Origin of the sequence: Metallumcola ferriviriculae (assembly GCF_035573695.1) — a bacterium.
GTDB lineage: Bacteria > Bacillota > JADQBR01 > JADQBR01 > JADQBR01 > Metallumcola > Metallumcola ferriviriculae.
Map to the genome: position 1 here is coordinate 1275628 of NZ_CP121694.1, position 20982 is coordinate 1296609.

Sequence of the window (20982 nt, forward strand, 5' to 3'; positions counted from 1 at the left end):
TATGCTTGAGGTAAAGAACGTTACAAAAGTATATAATTCCGGTGTTGTCCAATTTGAGGCTTTAAAGGGAGTATCATTAACAGTGGCTAAAGGCGAGTTCGTCGCTATTATCGGACCCAGCGGCTCAGGTAAGTCTACTTTCATGAATATCTTAGGTTGTCTCGATACACCTACAACAGGGAAGTATTACTTTGAAGATACTGAAGTCAGCAACTTCACCGAGGAGCAGTTGGCTTTAATCAGAAACAAAAAGATCGGTTTTATATTTCAAAAATTCAATCTCCTGCCCAGGATTAATGCCTATGAAAATGTAGAATTACCCTTGGTATATATGGGCCTTAACAGTAAAGAACGTAGAGAAAGGACATTAAGCTCTTTGGAACGGGTGGGATTAAGAGAATGGGCCCGACATAAGCCTGCGGAATTGTCAGGCGGTCAGCAGCAGAGGGTGGCCATAGCGCGGGCGCTGGCCGGTGACCCGCCGTTAATTCTCGCAGATGAACCTACAGGGAACTTAGACAGTAAATCCGGGGAAGAAGTTATGGAAATATTAAAGAACTTAAATGATAACGGCAGGACAGTATTACTCATCACTCATGACTTAGAAGTAGCAGCTAATGCAAAACGCAGCATATCAATTCAGGATGGGTTGATTATAGAAGGCGGGGTGACATCCGGGTGAATTTTAAAATGGCCGTCAAGCTCGCTGTTAAGGGAATTGTTGGTAATAAAATGAGGACGTTTCTGACTATGCTGGGTATCATCATTGGCGTTTCCGCTGTCATAATATTGGTGTCCGTAGTGCAGGGGACAACCGCCAGCGTCACGGAAAACATTGAAAGCATGGGTACAAACTTGCTTACGGTAACTATCAGGGGCCGGGGAGCGGAAGATGCCTTAACATACGACGAAGCTTTGACACTCGCTGATAAAGAGGGCGTTGAAGGGGTAGCGCCTGTAGCAAGTGGAAACGTTACCGCCAAATTCGGCACAACAACGATGGATGTGCCCTTAGAAGGAGTGGACGAGAATTACCAAACGGTGCGCAATCATACCGTCCAAAGCGGCAGATTTATTATGCCTCTCGATGTGGAATTTAGACAGAAGGTAGTGCTGTTGGGCACCGAAGTTGTAACTGAGCTATTTGGTACATCTAATCCTCTTGGGCAAACTGTGCAGCTTAACGGCACGAATTTCGAAGTGGTTGGGGTGCTGGAGGAAAAAGGCAGTTCAATGGGTGGGAGCAGCGATGACAAAATTCTCATGCCCTTGACTACCGCTCAAAGATTCCTAAAATCAACGGGAATACGCAGCCTATATATACAGGCAGAATCTCCTGATATGGTGAATGCCGCATCTGCCCAGGTGGAGCAGTATTTGTTAAAGAAATTCGAAAACGATGAAGATGCCTACAGAGTCTTTAACCAAACAGAGATGCTGTCCACAGTAAACCAGATTACCACAAGTATGGCCCTGATGTTAGGTGGCATAGCGGCAATTTCTTTATTGGTTGGGGGAATTGGTATCATGAATATTATGCTGGTTACCGTTACCGAAAGAACAAGGGAAATCGGCATTAGAAAAGCGATAGGAGCTAGACGCAGAGATATATTGACCCAGTTTTTGATTGAGTCTGCCGTCATCAGTGGAATTGGGGGCATCGTCGGCATTATAGTCGGGTTGGCAGGTAATAAATTATTGACTGCAGCAGTGGGGCTCAATGCCCAGGCTTCCCTATTCATTATCTTGCTATCTTTATCATTTTCACTCCTGGTGGGCATGTTTTTCGGCATCTATCCCGCCAATAAAGCATCCAAACTAAGACCGGTGGATGCACTTAGGTTTGAATAGGGGAAAAGGCTTTTATGAAATAAGTGACACCCGTTGGTGCCTGACACCAACGGGTGTCACTTATTTTGTCACTTATTTGGTGCCTGACACCGGGAGAGTAAAATGAAAACTGCTGCCCCGGTTGAGGATGCTTTCTGCCCATATGAGGCCGCCATGGGCGTTGACTATTTCTTTGGATATGGCTAAGCCCAGTCCACTGCTGTTTTTGGACGATTCTCTGGATTTGGACGCTTTATAAAATCTGTCAAAGATATAGGGGAGGTCTTTTTCAGCTATTCCTGCGCCATCATTTTGGATGGTAATAATTGTTTCTTCTTTGTCTTGGGCGAACATATAACTTAAGACGATTCTACCGTTAATAGGTGTGTGCTTAAGGGCATTACTAATCAAATTATTAAAGACCTGATCTATTCGGTCGTAGTCAATAGTCAGGGTATCTTTTAGGCTGGTTTCTACGAAGGTTACGGCATGTGTCTTAGAAGGCCCAGTATAAGCTGCAGGCTTTTCTAGTAACAGCTTTTTTCCTGCTTGTTCCACATCATATTTATACTTTTCGTAGGTTATATCCATCAACTCTTCTAAAGAAAAACGGGAAAAGTGAAAGGATGTCTGTTGAGTTTCCAAACGGGTGAGATCAAAAAGGTCCTGAATTAGTCTGTTTATACCTAAGACTCGCGTATGGACTAGTCTCAAGCATTGTTCTCTTTCTTCGGGCTCAGAAATCACATTTTCTAATAGGGCTTCAAGATAACCTTGAATGGAAGTTATGGGTGTACGTAAGTCATGAGATACATTAGTTAATAAATCTCGGCGTGATTTCTCGTTCCGAAGCGCCTTCTCTTCTGCTAGCTTTCGGGCAGTAACATCTCTGGCAATCCCTTCAACAACTAAGGGTTTTCTTTCCTTATTGAGAATAGGGGTATTGTATAGTTCGACCCAAATGGTCTTTCCGTCCTTTTTAACCCACCTAAGTATACTCTTTTTCAACATAATATCTGGCTCTAGTGAATGGCTAAAAGCTGAACGATGTTCTGGGTGAATCAGCCTGACGAACAAATCCGGATCATTGTAAAACTCATCAATTGTATATCCGGTAATAGTGGCGGCAGCAGGACTGATATATTCCATACTAGGTTTGGGATTTAGTTGATAACGAAAGATGATGTCTTGGGCATTTTCTGCCAGCAGGCGAAAGCGCTGTTCATTTTTACTTAAATCATCCCTGATTTTTTGATAATAGACCAATAAAGTACTGTGAGCAAGAACAAAGGCCAAGATGGCAGCGATAATATAACCGATGGCGGCAAGCCATGAAGCTTGGACCAAAAACGGATAATCTGCTAGGTGAATGCCCAGGATAATAAAAAGCCAGCCTGTTATATATTTTCCGGTTACCTCAGTTTCTTTTGATTTCAGGAGACCAACACCGGCCCAAATAAAAATCAGGCCTAGGAAAAAGAAAATGGGAACTAACCTGACCGAATCGGGTAATCCAATAAATAAGGATGCAAAAATCCACAAACATAGGGATATAGCGCCGTATGTCCATATACGGGGAAGCTTTTTATCAATAAATTTAAAAATCCCAATGGGCAGCAGGGTGCCGCCTAGAAGCCAGCATAGCAGAGCAGAGGCATGAATAATAATGGAGTTGTGGCCTAGGAAAGCTAATATTTCATAGGGATATTTTAATGACCATAGCGTCCAAGCAGAGCCCCAGATTAAAAGGTATATCTTTCGGTCGTGCCAGTAGTGATAGAAGAAAACTAAGGCAAGTACAGAACTTAAGGCCATTTGTGCTATTTCGGATGGTATAAACCAAGACATCTTACCACACCTCAAAACTTTAGTAATACGTTAGCATTGAAGAATATACTACAGGTAGAGTGATTATCTTGCGTTGATAGGATTCGAAGCTATATAGTAAATCTATAACCGACATTTCTGACCGTTTGGATGTATTTTGGGCGGGAGGAATCCGGCTCAATTTTTTTTCGCAAATTACTGATATGTACCACTACGGTGCGCAGATCCCCCGAAGCGTCTTCCTGCCAAACATAGTCAAAAAGCTGTGAGGCGGTAAATATTTGATTGGGATGTTGGGCCAAAATATTGAGAATTTGAAATTCTTTAGCCGAAAGGCATACAGTCTTTCCGTTGGTACGGACTGTGTAACTGGATGCGTCGATTTCTATGCCATGGAATTTTAATACTTGCTTATTGTCAGGGTTGTTGGTTAAATAACGATGTCTGCGCAGATGGGCTTTTACCCGGGCTACCACTTCGCTCGGGCTGAAGGGCTTTACAATGTAATCATCTCCACCAAGTTCCAAGCCTAGGACTTTGTCAGAGGCATCGTCCTTACAGCTGATAAAGACTATAGGTACGGTGCTTTTACTGCGTATTTGTTGACATACTTCAATTCCATTTATGTCGGGCAAGAGGATATCAAGGATGATAAGATCGGGTTTTTCGGTATCTACCAGTTGGATTGCCTTTTTGCCACTGCTGGTCACAATAACTTGAAACATTTCTCTGGTTAAATACCTATCAAGAAGATGGCTTATTTCCTGCTCATCATCCACTATTAAGATCTTTTCCTTGGCCATATCGTTCCCCCCCCCCCCTTTGGTAACTTATATATTTCCTACCGATCGACAGAAAACCTTTATATCTTCCCAGATAATTTCAAAAATTTATCTACACTTTATATTTACTTTGCTTCAAGTTAATGTAAGTCCATTAAACTTATAATGTAGCATCTTTGTCCACTGAAATAATATTTTTAAAATTTAAGCATTTTTAATGGTTAATTTACGGGAGGGGATTTGCCCTTTCCTGGAAAGCTTTTAGCTTTATGGAGGTGTGCATATTTTTTCATCACAGGATTAAATCAAGGGGGGATTAAATTGACAGGGGTTACTCAATTTAAGGGTAAAATTATTTCCTGGCTTACTATTATTGCATTGGTATTTACGTTGGCACCGGGGTGGGCCCTTGCTTCGGTTTCTTATGATAGGGGAGGGCTTACCGGGGAACCTAACAGTTCCCAAATCGACGGTCCGGGTGGGTCTACCATGGTATTTGAGCCTAACTTGGAGACGCTAAGTTTATTTACCGAAGTAATAGTGAAACGCTGTTTTTAACTTCACAGAAAGCAGTTTTTTCACTGTCCGGCCTTAATAAAGATGTGCCTAAAGAGTCTGCAGTCTTACAAATGCAGTTTATGGAAGCAAATGCATCTGCACAAATATTTGGCGAGGAGTTATTGCCTTCGGTAAGTAATTATTTCCGTGGCAGTGACCCGGACGATTGGCAGGCGGAAATACCTAATTACGGAAAAGTAAAGTATCAGGATCTTTACCCTGGTGTGGATTTAGTCTTTTACGGTATTGACAGCGGCTTGAAATATGACTTTATAGTTAATCCGGGTAAAGACCCGGGAATTATTAAGTTGAACTTTAATGGATCGGAAGATACCTATATAAAAGAAAACGGAGATTTAGTGCTGCTTGTTAATGGTACTGAAATCGTGCATCAGGCGCCGTACATTTACCAAGAAATTGGCGGCAGTAAGGTCAATGTTCCAGGGAAATACCAATTAAACAATGGCGTTGTAACCTTTCAGGTTGGGGATTACAATCCGGAATGGCCTTTAGTGATTGATCCAGTGATAGAATATTCCACCTATTTAGGCGGTAGTGGTTATGACCAGGGAACAGGAGTGGCCTTAGATAAAGATAACAATGTCTTTATTACGGGTAAGACATCATCTGTTGAGTTTCCGTTAACTAACGCCTACGATGGAGAGCTTACCCAAGAAGGCTACTATGATGTATTTGTAACTAAGTTTGATACACAAGGTGACTTGATTTTTTCAACTTATCTGGGGCCTTCCGGCCTTAGGGTGCCGGATATTGCAGTAGATCCTGAAGGAAATGTTTATGTTGCCGGAGTAGCTGCGGCGGGTTTCCCTATCACTACAGGTGTTGTAGACGAAAAGAGGGAGCATATAGAGGCCTTCGTAACCAAGCTTAGTGCTGATGGCGGTACTCTAGTTTACTCCACATATCTCGGCGGAAACAATCAAGATGAAATTCACGACATTACAGTGAATGCCGATGGTAACGCCTATGTGGCAGGATATACTTTTTCCACTGATTTTCCTGTTTCAGACCCGGCTTACCAAAAGACTAAGTCATCCTGGGATACCACTCGTGCAGATGGATTCTTGGCCAAAATAAATAGTGCAGGGACACAGCTTGATTACGCTACCTATTTTCGGGGGACAAACGTTCATGGCATAGCAGTGGATGGCAGCGGTAATGCCTATATAACCGGGGATGCCGATAGCAATTTGCCCCTTGTGGGCGACCCATATCAAGCAAGTTACGGCGGCAGCGGGGATGTCTTTTTAACCAAATTTGATTCCACTGGTATTCCTGCGTACTCTACCTTTCTCGGGGGAAGTAAAAAGGAGCGGGCCTGGGACATTGCGGTAGATGCGGCCGACAATGTTTATGTTACCGGTTATACTGAGTCCGATGATTTTCCACTGTTGAATGCAGTTCAGGATACGAAGTCAAACTATTATACTACGAAGGACGCTTTTATAACTAAGTTTAATGCTAGCGGACAATTGGATTTTTCCACTTTCCTTGGCGGCAGCCACAATGACGAAGGGAATGGTATTGCGGTGGCCCCGGATGGCAGTATTTACGTCACCGGTAGCACTTCATCTTCAGACTTTCCGTTGGTTTACTCGCTTAAAAAGTATCGGCAGAGTTCAGAAGCATTTGTAACAAAAATAAATGCTGAAGGAAATAATCTGGACTACTCTACCTATTTAGGTGGTTATGGTTCAGATACTGGTAATAAGATTGCGGTTGATACTGCGGGAAATGCTTATGTGGCAGGGACCACCTATTCGTACGATTTCCCAACAACCAAAGGTGCAGTTGTCACAGATTACGGTGATAATGACGATGCGTTCTTCGCTAAGATTTCACCGATTAATGTACCGGATATTACGGTGAGTACTTCTGTGAACTTTAATGAGATAAATATGGGTGAAACTGCCTCACGGATGCTAAGCGTTAGAAATACGGGGCATGCGGATTTAAAAGTCGGCACCATTACAATTTCAGGAGATGGGTTTAGTATTTTAGAAGATAATGTTTCTAATAAAAACATCTCCCCGGGAGATTCCTTATCACTGACAGTGCAGTTTCAATGTGGGGCGAATGCACTTTATACGGGCAGCCTAGTAATTCCTTCGGACGACCCTGATGAGAGTCAAGTGACTGTGGATTTAAGCGGGAAGCCACAATTCCTAATCAGCCCATATCCCGTAGAATTTGGAGAGGTAAAGGTAGGAAGCAGCGTTGATAGAACCGTCACGGTTACCAGCCAACTCTCTTGGGGTTCCGAATGGTTTTATTCCACTGTACAGCCGGGGCCGTGCTTCAGCATTGTGGAGGATAATGTTTCATCCCGTAATTTATCCAGCGGGGATTCAGCTACGCTTGTTTTGCGGTTTTCGCCGGAAACTGCGCAAGACTACTCTGATACTCTTACCCTTAGGTATGGTGAGGGGACGTGGGAAATACCTGTCGGCTTAAGTGGGACGGGAACGACAGAAACAGTGCCGGTACAAACCCCTCCTGAAGCCGATGCAGGGGGCCCGTATCAGATTTTCGCCGCGGATAGCCTTGAGCTGGATGGAAGTGCTTCGACGGACCCAGATACAGGGGATAGTATCATTAGTTATGAGTGGGATTTAGATAATGACGGTACCTATGAACTAAGCGGCAGTGATCAAGCTGTAATTGTGGATTGGTCGGTGCTTTCGGGATATAGTTTTCAAACAGCAGACCCTTTAACAGACCAACCAAGTTATACTATCGGTTTACGAGTGACCGACGAAACAGGTTTAGTTGATACTGATAAGACCACCCTAACAATATATTCAAGGATTCCCGATGCCAGGGACGATAATTATACTGTAGGCCAGGGCCAAAATGTCACATTAAATCTTTCAGCACCCGGGGTACTTACTAATGACGTAGATGCGGATAACGATACTTTAGAGACGCATTTATTAACTGGGCCGGATCATGGCATAGTCGCTCTCAGTGTCTACGGCTCTTTCATTTATCAACCGGAAAATATGTTCTCTGGGCAAGATAGCTTTTCATATGAAGTCACAGATGACGATGGTTCGGATTCTGCTACTGTTACCATATCAATATATGAACGCTATAGCAATCCTCCTGAGGCAGATACAGCAGGGCCTTACCAGGTATCTGAAAGCGAAGATTTAGTACTAGACGGAAGCGGTTCATCTGACCCTGATGCTGAGGATGCCATAGTAAAATATCAGTGGGATTTGGATAATGACGGTACTTATGATATAGAAGGCGCCTCAGCCACTGTTAGCTGGTCAGAACTAACAGGAAACTATAGTTTTCAAATAGCTGACCTTGACACTGGTCAACCAAGTTACAACATTACCCTTAAAGTAACTGATATGACTGGCCGGATGGATACTGACACCACAACGCTAACCCTACTATCTCAACCTGATATCAGTGTTCCTTACTGGACGTATGGCAGCAGCTTAAATGCCTCTAACGTAGGGTATGACAGATTAACCTTAGATTGGAGTGCTGCAACAGATGATACTGCGGTAAAGAACTACCGCATATTCATGGGTGGAAGTGAAGTGAGTACTGTCTCAAGTGATCAGTTTAGCTTTAACGTTACAGGTTTATCAGCCAAAACTGATTATGATTTTAAGGTGGAGGCGGCTGATGCCGCGGGCAACTGGAGTACTGACGGCCCGCAGTGCTCAGCTACCACGGGTTCGCGTCCTACTTCCGGAGGAAGCAGACCGCGCCCCATAGTAAGAGATGAAATTACCCCTTATTGGCCAGGCGGCGGGCAACTTACTGCGGAGATGGTCAGTAAAACTAGTCTCATTCTGAAATGGACCGGGGCCGAGGATAATGTCGGAGTAATAGGCTATAGGGTTTACAGGGACGACAAATTGGTATCCCGAATTGGCGGAAGTAACTTGTCACGTACAATAAAAACACTTGCACCCGGGGAAATATACACTTTTACGGTAATTGCAGTGGACGCAGCGGGAAATAAAAGCGCATCAAACCCATCCGTCACCGTTACTACCGGCGTCAGTCTCAAATCCCTCGTCATAGAACCAAAACAAGCTACCAGCGGTATGCAGTTCCGGGGTAGAGTTACCCTCACCCTGCCTGCTGACAAAAGTGATATCCAGGTGCAGTTGAGCGCAGATAATGAAAAGCTTATAAAACTACCTAAAACTGTAACCATTCCAAAAGGTAAAGAGGCTGCGGAATTTGATATCCTAGCCCTTGAAGTGGATGAAATTACCGGCGTCACGGTAAACGCTGAGTTGAACAAAAATTCCGTTCAGGATACCATTGTGGTACTTCCTCAATATGAATATGTGCTAACAGATATTGGTATTGTGGAAGACCCTCAAGCCAAGGGCCCGGCAACTGCTTTTACATTTGATGCCAATGGTAAAGTTACCGGAGCGTTATGGGCAGAAGATTCCTTCAGTGGTTCATTGTATCTACCCCCGGGCGGAACCTCCGGCAGGCTAAACTTGCCTCCGGAAGCAGAAGTCTTTGCTGTCGGTACCTCTGGTAGCGCTGTGGGCCAGGTGCGGACAACTGAGCGAAATTTATCCAATGAACTTGTGAATGTCATTCGTGCTTTTAGATACAGGCCATCCTATGGTCTTCAGGTGTTGGGCACGTTGGGTGGTTTGAACAGCGCTGCCTATGATGTGAATAATGAAGGCTACATCGCAGGCTGGTCTGAAGTCCCAAATTCATCGGAACGTCATGCCTTCCTGGCCGACCCCGGTACAGGGGTGACCAATTTCGCAGCCAGGCAATGGGTGGAAATAAATCAGCCAAAGATGACGGATCTGGGGACTTTGGGCGGCTCAAACAGCGCCGCTTACGGCATTAATGACGCTGGTTACAGTGTGGGAAAATCAGACATCAAAGAGGAAGGTCTTGAACATGCCTTTATTTTTAAGCCTGAAAAGGGGATGGTGGATCTTAACTATCTAATTGATCCTCAGCTGGGCTGGAAAATTACCGGGGCTAACGATATCAACAACCTGGGGCAAATCATTGCCGAGGGCTTCGTGGACGGAAAAAAACGTTTCTGCCTGCTGACACCCAGGAACCCTGCCGATATTTACCAGGCTCAGGTGCAGTTTCCTGATGTGATGCCAACTAATTGGTATTTTGGGGACATTATGTCCCTCTTCTCCAAGGGTGTGATATCGGGTTACCCCGATGGAACGTTTAAGCCGAGGAAGAGTGTACATGTCGACGAGTTTATCAGTATGGTGGTAACATCTTTGGGCCATAACGGTCTGGATGCGAGCCAAGGATACTGGGCCGGCCCACGCATTGAGCGGGCTAAGCAGTTAGGGTTGGTAGAGGAAAGTGAGTTTGCCACTTATAAAAGGCCCATTACCAGGGCGGAAATGGCTCGGATAATGGCCAGGGCTGCCGAAGGAACGGGTTCCAGTGCAGATAATGCTGGTAAAATTGCCGACATTGGCAACATTGCCCCGGACTTGCGGTCATATGTACTGACGGCTTATTCCAAGGGCCTGATAGCGGGTTTCCCGGACGGGGAATTCAAACCTAAGGGGGAAACTACTCGGGCCCAAGCAACGGTGGTGATTATGCGAATGATTTGAACCGGCTAAGTAACTAATTAAAAGATTAATGACATCGTACTTTGTTTTGGGACTAAATGAAGAGGGGGAAACAGTGTGAAAAAGGGCTTTATCGGTATATTACTTATCCTGCTTTTATTTGCTACCATGTTTTTCGGTACCGGTTTATCTTATGCTGAAACTACCTGGAACATGGAAATAGTGGACCAGTCTGATAATACCAACCGTGGCAGTACAATAGCTGTAGACGCTAATGGCAGACCCCATATAATATATAACAAATTGGAGTCTTACTCCTACAACAATTCTACCTATACGGTAAGATATGCTTACTTGTCGGGCAGCACGTGGGTTGTCGAGGATCTTTTAAGCGGCAACTTTACTACTTCTAATTTAATCTTAGACAGCAGCGGTAATCCCCATATTGTATTAGTCGATCGTTTTAACAAAAAATTCATATACGGTTTCCGAACGAATAACACTTGGACCTATGAAACAATTTATAATTACAATATGAATCCAATTACCATTGGTTTCGATTTTACTCTTGATAGTAACGATCAACCGCATATTATATTTGAACTTGAAAATTACAATGTTGATACTGCAAGTGAAGGTCATATTAAATACGCTACCAGAAATAGATACGCTACCAAAAGTGCAACTAACTGGTCTTTAGAGCCTTTAGAAGCAATATCCAAGCCACAAAATACTGCCGATGTGCTCGACGGAGTTTCAATTGTTATGGATAGTAATGATAATCCGCATGTAAGCTATTCCTATAACAATAGTATCAAGTATGCTTTTAAGCAGGGCAATACATGGGTAAAAGAAACAGCGACTAACGGCAGAAATCCCCAAATAGTTATGGACAGCAATAATGTTCCCCATATAGTTGTCGCGGGAGTAAGATATATCACGAAGACATCGACTGGTTGGGGCAGTTTTTATATCCCTTTCTCCGACGATAGCAACGATAGATTCCAGACTGAAATAAAATTATGGGCGATTGATTCAATGGGAAAACCCTATATTTACTTTTTTTCGGACTATGACAGCCAATATTTTCAGTATAAAAAAATTAATTATAGTTATATCTGTCAGTGATCCCGATGGTGACCAGGTAATTCTCGGCTTGTCCGGCGATGCCCCAGGATTTGCTTCCCTTGACGGCTCTCAGCTTGTCCTCGCACCCAAGGACGAGGATGCGGGCACCCATACATTCCTGCTGCTGGCTTCAGACGGGCGGGGCGGATTGGGAGTACAGAAGGTTAAAGTGGTTGTTCTTTCGGGGGCTAAATGAATGGCTTGAAATAAGTGACACCCTTTGGTGCCTGGCACCAAAGGGTGTCACTTACTTGGTTAGTATCTAATCCATTTCAACTACGGCCAATGTCACCGTGGCTTTTGCGACCAATTTTTCTATTCCTTCATTGACGCTGAATACTTCAGATTCAGACACATAAATCCTTCGCCCCGGTTTTAACACCTTGGCGCGGCATATAATTAACTCTCCTTTCGCCGGTCGCAGCAAATTGATTTTGAATTCGATGGTCAGCACTTCTTCTTTCTCTGCCATGAGTGAATATGAGGCAAAACCACTAGTGTGGTCAGCCATAGTTGCCAGGGCGCCGGCATGAACGTAATTATGTTGTTGTAGAATTTTCGGATGGGGCACCATTTTAGTATGGAACCAGCCGGGGCCAAAATCTACAATCTCAATACCCAGAGTATGTATTAGCCCTCGCTTATTAAACGATTGTAAAACTTTTTCCTTATAATTGGCAGCCTGGGATTCCAAGTATTTCACCTCCATCTAAGCAGTAATATTTGTAATGTTATGAATTTTAACACTATTATATTTAGGGATATAAGACTTAAAGCTTAATTTCTTAAATTATCTGCATCAATTCCATATTTTTTTAATTTATAATGCAGTCGTTGTCTGGTGATCTTGAGTATTTTTGCAGCATTTGTAATATTGCCTAAAGATGTTTCTAGGGCATCTATTATCACTTTTCTTTCCAAATTACTCATAATATTATCTAATGATTCCGGATTTCCTATCCGTATATTGGGTAATTTATGTTTAATTTTACTAGGACTTTCTTTGTTTATCACTTCATTAAAATAGATAGGTAAATCTTTAGTTTCAATAATTCCCCGGTCCACATAATTTATTGAGGATTCGATAACATGTTGAAGCTCCCTTACATTGCCGGGCCAATCATACTTTTCAAAGAGATTTTTAACTTCTGTAGATACACCTGTTAGATGCTTATTCATTTTTTTATTATATTTATCTATAAAATATTTGATGTACAGCGGGATATCATTTTTTCTTTTTTTCAAGGGGATTAGCTTAATGCTGACTACGTTTAGCCTATAAAATAAATCTTCTCTAAGTTGTCGTTTTGCCACAGCTGCTAAGGGGTCAATATTCATTGCTGCTATGATCCTTACATCTACTTTCCTATCTCTATGATCCCCTATCCTTAGAACCGTGCCTTCTTGTAAGACTCTTAATAGTTTTGCCTGTAAATTAATAGGCATCGAATTTATTTCATCTAAGAATAACGTACCTCCATTTGCTAATTCAAACAAGCCTGGTTTATCCTCAGCTCCAGTGAAACCCCCTTTTACAGAACCAAACAGAATAAATTCGAATAGGGCTTCGGGTAAAGCTGCACAATTTTGAGCAACAAAGGGCTGCTTACTCCTATTGCTATAATTATGAATGGATTGAGCGTACAATTCTTTTCCGGTACCTGTTTCCCCATATACTAAAACTGAAGAGGAATTATTAGCTATTTTTTTTACTCTTTCAATATTATCTAACATATCTTCATTACAGGTAATTATGTCATCAAGAGCAAATTTAGCGGTGAATCCACCACTTTTTTTGTTAGTTTTTTTAATATTATCTCTATTAGAAGTAAAATTCTCTTGGATCTTAGTAACATCTTTTGATATTTCCACAGCTCCCAACACTCTACCTTTTTTAATAATTGGAAGTACTAAATTATTACATACCATGTATTTGCCTTTCCAGTCTTTGAAGCTTTGTCTTTCCGTATAGATAGCTTTTCTTTCTTTTATGCAGTTAATTACGGTGCTTTTTTCGGGCGAAAATGTAGGGAATACCTCCAAAATATGTTTGCCAATTATGCTTTCAAAATCCCTTTTTGATGAATCCTCGTTAAATAATGGATTATTTCTTAAAGAATACAATATTTTGCCATTATTATCCATTATAGTAATGGCATCTATGAATTCTAAGCCTCTATTTCCAAAAAAATTATCTATCATTGTAATTCTCTCCTAGCTAAGAAAATAATTCTTGAGAGATTCAGGGGTACACCTACAGATGTAAATTCAACGTATCTTTGTTAATCTCCTTCTTAAAGCTCATTCTAAGAGGTAATGTACATGCTGGATTCTTTTCTGAGGCGAAATTAGTTGACAGCTTTTTTGCGACAAATTTTATTACAGAGGTGTAAGACAAACTGTCATATTTACTAGAAATATACCAGTTTCTCTTACTTTCGGTATTGGCATTGGTTTTGCAACTATTCGCTGTTAAGAATATTGTGAAAAAAGGGTAGGTGAATATTAATGAAAGTAGCAGTATTAGGTTCTGGAAACGGTGGATGTGCGGTAGCATTTCGATGGGCGAAAGACGGCCACGATGTCTTTTTGTTTGATTTTGAAGATTTTCCCGATAATATAGACGCAATCTCAAAGAATGGCGGAATATATTCGGAAGGTCAACTGAAAGGATTTACAAAAGTAAAATACGCCGGGCATGATATTAGATGTACTGTAGATGAAGCAGATATTATATTTGCAGTTGGTCCTGCTTATAGTACCGAAGCTTTTGCAAAGGTTGTTAAGCCCTACTTAAAGCCAGGTCAAACAATTATAGTGTGTCCAGGTTCTTGTGGCGGGGCGATAGTATTTAAAAACGCATTAGGTTTAAATTTAGAGGATGAGAAATATATCATTGCAGAAACTAGCACCCTTCCATATGCTGTACGAGTAACAGAACCAGGAAAAATAAGAATTTTCCTGGAATTAAAAGGCGGGGTATATTTAGCAGCTTTACCAAGCAAGAATACTGAAGATGTGTATAAATTAGCAAAAGATGTTTTTCCGATGTTAGAGCCAGCAAAAAATGTCTTTCAGACTACCTTGCAAAATGGAAATCCAGTTATTCATCCTGCCGTAGTTTTGTTAAATGCAGGATTGGTTGATAGAACAAATGGAGACTTCTATTTTTACGAGGAAGGGGTAACTAAAGCAGTTGGGAGGCTTATAGAAGGATTAGACAATGAAAGAATAGCTTTAGGGAAAGAACTGGGTTTAGATATTCTAGCAGAGCCTGTAATAGGCATAAAAGAAGGATACATGCAAGAAGCAACTTACGATAGGGGGTATATCGAAGCTGACGGTTTCAAAGGAATTAAGGCTTTGTCAAGTTTAGATAGTAGATTTTTTAATGAAGATGTAGCGTTCGGATTGGTATTTATGAGCGAGTTAGGAAAGCGGGTTGGAGTAAAAACGCCTACGATGGATGCAGTTATAGAAATAGCTTCAGTAATAATGAGAAGAGACTACAGAAAAGCAGGAGAAAGAACACCTAAAACGCTGGGGCTAGACAATTATAGTATCAGCGAAATAATGAGGATATTATAAGTTAAGTAGGGTAGGTATGTGAATGGGTAATAAGGAAACATGTTATAATATTCAAAATTGTCAAATAAAACACACAATTAAAAAGGAAATGGTCGGAACAACAGAGAATATGAATTGGTAATACCAAGCTCGTACCAGTGGCATACCATGATTTTGAAGATGGTATCCGGATATAGGCAAATAGAATTATTTGTGTAGACTTTGAAAGGTTCCTTCATATCATGGAATGTTGGACAAGCGGACTGAACATCTTTTTGCAAGGGGGGGAAATGGCAATTGTTTTTGTAGTGTAGACACTATCATTAAAATAATAAAATCAAATGGAGGTCAAAAAAATGAAACGTTTTTATAAAATAACTATAACTTTACTTCTTGTGTTAGGGATTATGTTAGTTTTTACAGGGTGTAGCGGTAGTCAAGAAGATAGTGGGAAGAAGGAGAATAAGGAAGTAAGCCAGGCTGATGAAAAACAACCTAATGAGGATAAAGAGGTTAAGACACTAGATAGAGTGAAGGAATCTGGCGTATTGCGGGTAGGGTTTGAAGGAACATATCAGCCTTTTAATTTCTTAGATGATAATAATGAATACGCAGGATTTGATGTGGATGTAGCTAATGAGTTAGCAAAGAGATTAGGTGTCAAGGCTGAATTTACTGCTACTAAGTGGGAGAGTCTTATTGGTGGGCTTAAAGCAGACAAATTTGACGCCATCATAGCACAAATGACAATCACAGAGGAAAGAAAGAAAAGTGTTGATTTTACTGATCCATATGTAGTCACAGGTTCGGTTTTACTCACAAGAGAAGATACAAATGATATAACTAAATTAGAAGATTTAAAAGGAAAGAAAGTTGGCGTCGGGGGAGGCACAACTTTTGAAGAGATAGCTAGAAGTGTTGAGGGCTCAGAGGTTGTCCTGTATAAAGCCGTTAGTGACTACATCCAAGATTTAGTTAATGGACGGTTAGATGTGATCATTAATGATCAATTGTTAATGAGCTACAACATAAAAGAAGAAGGCCTCCCAATAAAAATCGCAAGCGACATTGTTAGAAAAGATGAGCTAGGTATGGCTATAAAGAAAGGTAACCCTGAATTTGTCCAAGCGTTAAATGAAAACTTAGCAGCAATGGTTAAAGATGGCACATACGCTGAAATCTACAAAAAATGGTTGGGTTCAGAACCATTGATAAAATAACATTTCAAGGAGGCATCACCGATGGAAGTAGTTGTATTAGGAACTGGAATGATAGGTACAACCGTTGTTAGAGAACTTGTTAAGTATCAGAATATAGAGAAAGTCATTGCAGTGGACGGTTTTAGTGAAAATATTAATAAATGTCTGGCTGTTACAGATAACGCGAAAGCAGTTGGCAAGTTAGCTAATTTGCAAACAGAAGAAGATATTTTTGATGTATTAAAAGATGCTGATGTAGCCATTGCGTGTTTGCCTCATTCGTTAAGTCTACCGGCAATTAAGGCAGCAATTGCTGCTAAATGTAACTTAGTGGATTTAGTTGGTTCTAAGTACGAGGAAAAAATGAAGTTAGACAGTCTTGCTAAAGAAGCTGGAATAATCGTTATACCGGGGTGTGGTGTAGCCCCGGGAATAACGAACTTTTTAGCAGCGCAAGGAATTGAAATGTTAGATGAAGCAGATGAGGCAGTAATGATTTGTGGAGGGATACCGAGACACCCATTACCTCCATTATGGTATCAAGTAGTATTTCGATTGGAAAGTGTGATGGGCCTTTATACTAGACCAGCTAAGGCGGCTGAAAATGGAGAAATTGTCACCTTACCGCCATTATCGGGACTTGAAGCGCTGAGTTTCCCTAGTCCTGTTGGTGAATGTGAAGCGGTGATAACCGATTCACATAGTACTGCATACACCCTCAAGGACAAAGTAAAAAAACTGTATGAGAAAACAGTCCGGTATTCTGGTCATTGGCACAAAATGTCTGTACTTGCTGAACTCGGATTTCTTGAAGAAGATTCCATTGAAGTGGATGGGAATTTAATAAGTCCAAAGCGGTTAACTGAGAAAATATTGGAACCAAAATTACGGGGGCAGTCTATTGAAGATATTACTGTTTTACGAGTATTAACTAAAGGTAAAAAGAACGGTGTTAGCACAACACACATCTGGGAAATGGTAGATCTTTACGACCATGAACGTAATATAACTTCAATGGCTAAAACAACGGCAATTCCAGCTATGCTATTGGCAAATTGGATTTTAAGCAAGAAAATTACTGAGACAGGAGTTGTTCCCGTAGAAAATATCATTATTGGTGACCGGTTTAACCCGTTCATAGAACAACTAGATAAATATGGTATTGAAATAAAATATCAAGAACAACAAAGTTAAACATACTATCAGTCTACTTTGTTAATACTTTTTTGCATAAAAATTTTATGGAGGGGTTTCATGGATCTTTCAATAGTCATAAAATTTTTCCCAACACTATTAAATGCGACGATTATTACGATTATGCTAGCTGTAGTTTCAGTAGTTTTCGCATTAATATTGGGCTTCTTTTCGGCGCTAGCAAGAATTTCAAAAATAAAAATATTAAAAGCAATGGCATCCATATATATATCAGCTTTCCGCGGCACCCCTCTTCTAGTCCAAATCTTTGTGATTTACTATGGTTTGCCGCAGATAGATATTGCAATTGATCCTATACCATCAGGTATCCTAGCGTTAAGTCTAAATGCAGGTTCCTATTTGTCTGAATCTTTTCGTGCGGCCATTTTAGCAGTTGATAAAGGTCAGATGGAAGCGGCAGTTTCTATGGGGATGACTTATGGGCAAGCAATGAGACGAGTCATCCTGCCGCAGAGCATTCGTATAGCTATTCCGACACTATCAAACACATATATAATTTTGATAAAAGATACTTCATTGGTGTCTGTCATTACAGTCACGGAACTACTACAAATGTCTACCTTAATAATTGCCAAAACATTTGAACCTTTAACAATTTATTTGATGGCAGCTGCAATCTATTGGGTTGTTATTACATTCTTCACTGTAGTACTGGATCATTTGGAGAAGAGAACATCAAGACATGTTGCTTAAGAGCTTTGCTTTTATTCGACTCTAGCGAAATCGAATGCCGTTACAGGAGGTAAACCATATGGAAATAGTAAGTGTTAAAAACATAAGGAAGTCTTTTGATGATAATGTTGTACTAAAAGATATTAACCTCACTGTTGATAAAAGCGAAGTAGTAGTAATCATGGGACCTAGTGGCTCCGGCAAATCGACGTTACTACGCTGTATGACATTTTTGGAAGAACCGGACAAGGGAATTGTGAAACTTGGTGAAAACGAGGTTGAAGCAGCAGTAAAACCAAATAAAAAAAGAAAGTCTTCAATAAGGCAATTACGCCAAAATACGGGCTTTGTTTTTCAACAGTTTAATTTGTTTCCCCATAGGACTGCCCTTGAAAACGTGATGGAAGGTCCAATGATAATTAAAGACATGGACCGCAATAAAGCCAAGGAAAAAGCTATGACATTACTAGATAAAGTTGGGTTGGCAGATAAAGTGGATCATTATCCAGCTAAACTCTCAGGAGGTCAACAACAAAGGGTTGCGATAGCCAGAGCCCTTTCTATGGAACCAATGGTAATGCTCTATGATGAGCCAACCTCAGCATTAGATCCAGAACTAGTGCGGGAAGTTCTTTTAGTTATGAAACAACTGGCTAAGGAAGGTATGACCATGATTGTTGTAACGCATGAAATGGGATTTGCAAAAGATGTAGCTGACCGGGTGATTTTTATGGATGAAGGCGTAATAGTGGAGGAAGGAAGTTCAGATCAGATGTTCAATAATCCTAAAGAGGAAAGAACTAAGCGATTTCTGAGAGATGTAAGTGAAGGATAAGAGAAGCTGCTATTGCATATTTAGCAGGTACTGATTTGCGCTATAAAAGCGACACCCCTTGATACACCTAAGGGGTGTCGTTTATGCCCGGTTTATTTGTAATAATACTGGGAATCCTTTTTGTTTAGCTTGACCCGATTTAATACAACTCCAAGTACGGTTGCACCCGCTTGGGAAAAACGTGCCTTTACTTCTTTCGCAGAATCTATTCGGGTAGAGCGAGCATCTAATACAATAATCACGCCGTCTGCTTGTTTAGAAAGGACCAAAGCATCTGAAACTGCTAAAACAGGCGGGGAATCGATTAAAGTGTAATCGAATGTTTCCGTTGCCTCTGCCCAGAATTGTTTGGCAGTATTTGACGAAATTAGTTCAGAAGGGTTCGGGGGAATGGGCCCGCTGGTTAACACCCATAGCCCGTCTGTCACATTATGTGCCAGCTCTGGAATGCTTTTATTCTGCGATAGAATGTTGGTCAGGCCCGATGAATTATTAAGGTTGAAGAGTTTATGTAGGGAAGGTTTTCTTAAATCACAGTCAACTAGTAATACTTTTTTGTCAGTCTGGGCTAAGATAAATGACAGATTTGCAGCAATTGTTGACTTGCCAACTCTGGGGTGTCCACTGGTGAAAAGCAAACAGCGACAAGGATGGTCCGCGCCGACAAAACTAAGATTGGTCCTTAAAGTCCGATAAGCCTCCGCAGTCAGTGAAGATGGATTGTCTTTAGTAACCAAGAGGGTATTATGAGTAGTAGCCATTCTATTATCCTCCTTGTACAAAATAGGGTTATCAATCGATAGAAATAGAATCTCGTTTAATTTGGGGAATCATCCCTAGTGTTGGTAGGACTAGATGATCGGCCACATCGTTGGGTGTCTTGATTTTATAATCAAGATGTTCTAGTAGAAATGCCAAGGGGATAAAAACTAACAACCCAAGGAAAAATGCGATGACGATGTTTAATATTTTTCTAGGTCTGATCGGCTCTAGCGGTAAAGATGCGGGTGATACTACAAGAATGCTGGCCTGGCCGAAATCCATCGATCCCGAAATCCGATTTTCAGCAATTTTCTCTGCAAGTAGGTCCATTGTCTGTTGTAGGCGACTAACTTCATTCATAAGGTTCGTTTTTTGCACTTGGCCTTCCAAAGATAAAAATGTACCCGCGGTGTTATTGACCTTAGACAATCTACCGAGGGCAGAGTAGAGGTCCGTTTCAATAAGGGCGTATTGGTCTTTTAGGAAAGTTATGGATTGCTCCATTTGTTGTTGGTTAATTTCTGAAACGAATTTTATGTATTCTATGCTGATAGTATCCCCAAGGGTCTTGGCTAAAGTTGGCTTTGTAAATCTGGTTTTTAACAGAATGAGATTAGAATCTTTAATCACAGAAACATCGGTTAATTTCAATAGGGTTTTTAGATCTATATCTTCTAAGCCTATCCCCAAGTTATCTCTGACCCTTTGCATTAGGGCATCGCTAGTTAACAACCTTACGTGAGTTTGCATAGTCATTTCAGGAAGTTGCGACATACTACTAACGACTGCCTCTAAGCCTTGATTATCCACAATGCGGTCTCTAATTGATTGAACAGGGTGGGATACACGGAGTAGTACCCTTGCCTCGTAGACTGGGTTGAAGACATAAATATTAAGAGATACGCTAATAAGTATCGCCAATAAAACGCCAAGTATTATTATCCATTTTCTTTTCACTAATACTTTGAACAATGAACGTAAGTCTATGATTTGAATTTTAACCATTTCATTTTCTGTAGCCATAA

17 protein-coding genes are annotated in these 20982 nt (G+C 41.2%); 11 read left to right on the forward strand and 6 right to left on the reverse strand.

The annotated features are described in order from the left end of the window. Position 1 precedes the first annotated feature (1 nt). Entirely contained in the window at positions 2-682 is a 681-nt protein-coding gene (locus MFMK1_RS06350) for an ABC transporter ATP-binding protein (protein WP_366924287.1), read from the forward strand. Continuing rightward, positions 679-1851, forward strand: coding sequence for an ABC transporter permease (locus MFMK1_RS06355; RefSeq protein ID WP_366924288.1), 1173 nt, complete (start codon positions 679-681; stop codon positions 1849-1851). Before MFMK1_RS06350 ends, MFMK1_RS06355 begins: the two co-directional genes overlap by 4 nt. A gap of 72 nt (positions 1852-1923) precedes the next feature. Here the strand turns inward: MFMK1_RS06355 and MFMK1_RS06360 are convergent, their stop codons facing one another. Then, positions 1924-3678 (reverse strand): sensor histidine kinase, encoded by a 1755-nt coding sequence (locus MFMK1_RS06360; RefSeq protein WP_366924289.1) that lies wholly within the window; start codon positions 3676-3678, stop codon positions 1924-1926. 89 nt (positions 3679-3767) lie between these two features. Then, positions 3768-4460, reverse strand: coding sequence for a response regulator transcription factor (locus tag MFMK1_RS06365; RefSeq protein WP_366924290.1), 693 nt, complete (start codon positions 4458-4460; stop codon positions 3768-3770). A 300-nt stretch (positions 4461-4760) separates the two neighbouring features. Between MFMK1_RS06365 and MFMK1_RS06370 the strand changes: the two genes are divergently transcribed. The 4 genes from MFMK1_RS06370 (at position 4761) to MFMK1_RS06385 (ending at position 11903) form a co-directional block, all read left to right on the forward strand. Beyond that, a complete protein-coding gene (locus MFMK1_RS06370) occupies positions 4761-4997 on the forward strand; it encodes a hypothetical protein (RefSeq protein ID WP_366924291.1) in 237 nt (78 codons plus the stop codon). Further along, a complete protein-coding gene (locus tag MFMK1_RS06375; protein WP_487250591.1) occupies positions 4988-10621 on the forward strand; it encodes a DUF7948 domain-containing protein in 5634 nt (1877 codons plus the stop codon). Before MFMK1_RS06370 ends, MFMK1_RS06375 begins: the two co-directional genes overlap by 10 nt. A gap of 75 nt (positions 10622-10696) precedes the next feature. Next, entirely contained in the window at positions 10697-11707 is a 1011-nt protein-coding gene (locus MFMK1_RS06380; RefSeq protein WP_366924293.1) for a hypothetical protein, read from the forward strand. A 28-nt stretch (positions 11708-11735) separates the two neighbouring features. Then, a complete protein-coding gene (locus MFMK1_RS06385; protein WP_366924294.1) occupies positions 11736-11903 on the forward strand; it encodes a hypothetical protein in 168 nt (55 codons plus the stop codon). A 66-nt stretch (positions 11904-11969) separates the two neighbouring features. On the opposite strand, the gene MFMK1_RS06390 is transcribed toward MFMK1_RS06385, so the two are convergent. Next, complete coding sequence (locus MFMK1_RS06390; RefSeq protein ID WP_366924295.1) at positions 11970-12401, reverse strand: PaaI family thioesterase; 432 nt, start codon at positions 12399-12401, stop codon at positions 11970-11972. A gap of 83 nt (positions 12402-12484) precedes the next feature. Continuing rightward, complete coding sequence (locus MFMK1_RS06395; RefSeq protein WP_366924296.1) at positions 12485-13909, reverse strand: sigma-54 interaction domain-containing protein; 1425 nt, start codon at positions 13907-13909, stop codon at positions 12485-12487. 306 nt (positions 13910-14215) lie between these two features. Here MFMK1_RS06395 and MFMK1_RS06400 point away from each other — a divergent pair, with 306 nt between their 5' ends. From MFMK1_RS06400 to MFMK1_RS06420, 5 genes are all read left to right on the forward strand, one after another. Continuing rightward, positions 14216-15295: an NAD/NADP octopine/nopaline dehydrogenase family protein gene (locus MFMK1_RS06400; protein ID WP_366924297.1), complete on the forward strand. Its 1080-nt coding sequence runs from the start codon at positions 14216-14218 to the stop codon at positions 15293-15295. Between the two features lie 335 nt (positions 15296-15630). Next, positions 15631-16494, forward strand: coding sequence for a transporter substrate-binding domain-containing protein (locus tag MFMK1_RS06405; RefSeq protein WP_366924298.1), 864 nt, complete (start codon positions 15631-15633; stop codon positions 16492-16494). 21 nt (positions 16495-16515) lie between these two features. Next, on the forward strand, positions 16516-17667 hold the full coding sequence (locus MFMK1_RS06410) for a saccharopine dehydrogenase family protein (RefSeq protein ID WP_366924299.1): 1152 nt from the start codon (positions 16516-16518) through the stop codon (positions 17665-17667). Positions 17668-17727: 60 nt separating this feature from the next. Beyond that, on the forward strand, positions 17728-18381 hold the full coding sequence (locus MFMK1_RS06415) for an amino acid ABC transporter permease (RefSeq protein ID WP_366924300.1): 654 nt from the start codon (positions 17728-17730) through the stop codon (positions 18379-18381). A gap of 64 nt (positions 18382-18445) precedes the next feature. Then, positions 18446-19195: an amino acid ABC transporter ATP-binding protein gene (locus MFMK1_RS06420; RefSeq protein ID WP_366924893.1), complete on the forward strand. Its 750-nt coding sequence runs from the start codon at positions 18446-18448 to the stop codon at positions 19193-19195. Between the two features lie 92 nt (positions 19196-19287). Here the strand turns inward: MFMK1_RS06420 and MFMK1_RS06425 are convergent, their stop codons facing one another. Both MFMK1_RS06425 and MFMK1_RS06430 read right to left on the reverse strand, forming a co-directional pair. Continuing rightward, positions 19288-19956, reverse strand: a complete 669-nt coding sequence (locus MFMK1_RS06425) for a CpsD/CapB family tyrosine-protein kinase (protein WP_366924301.1) — start codon at positions 19954-19956, stop codon at positions 19288-19290. Positions 19957-19987: 31 nt separating this feature from the next. Next, entirely contained in the window at positions 19988-20980 is a 993-nt protein-coding gene (locus MFMK1_RS06430; protein ID WP_366924302.1) for a YveK family protein, read from the reverse strand. Between the last annotated feature and the right edge of the window lie 2 nt (positions 20981-20982).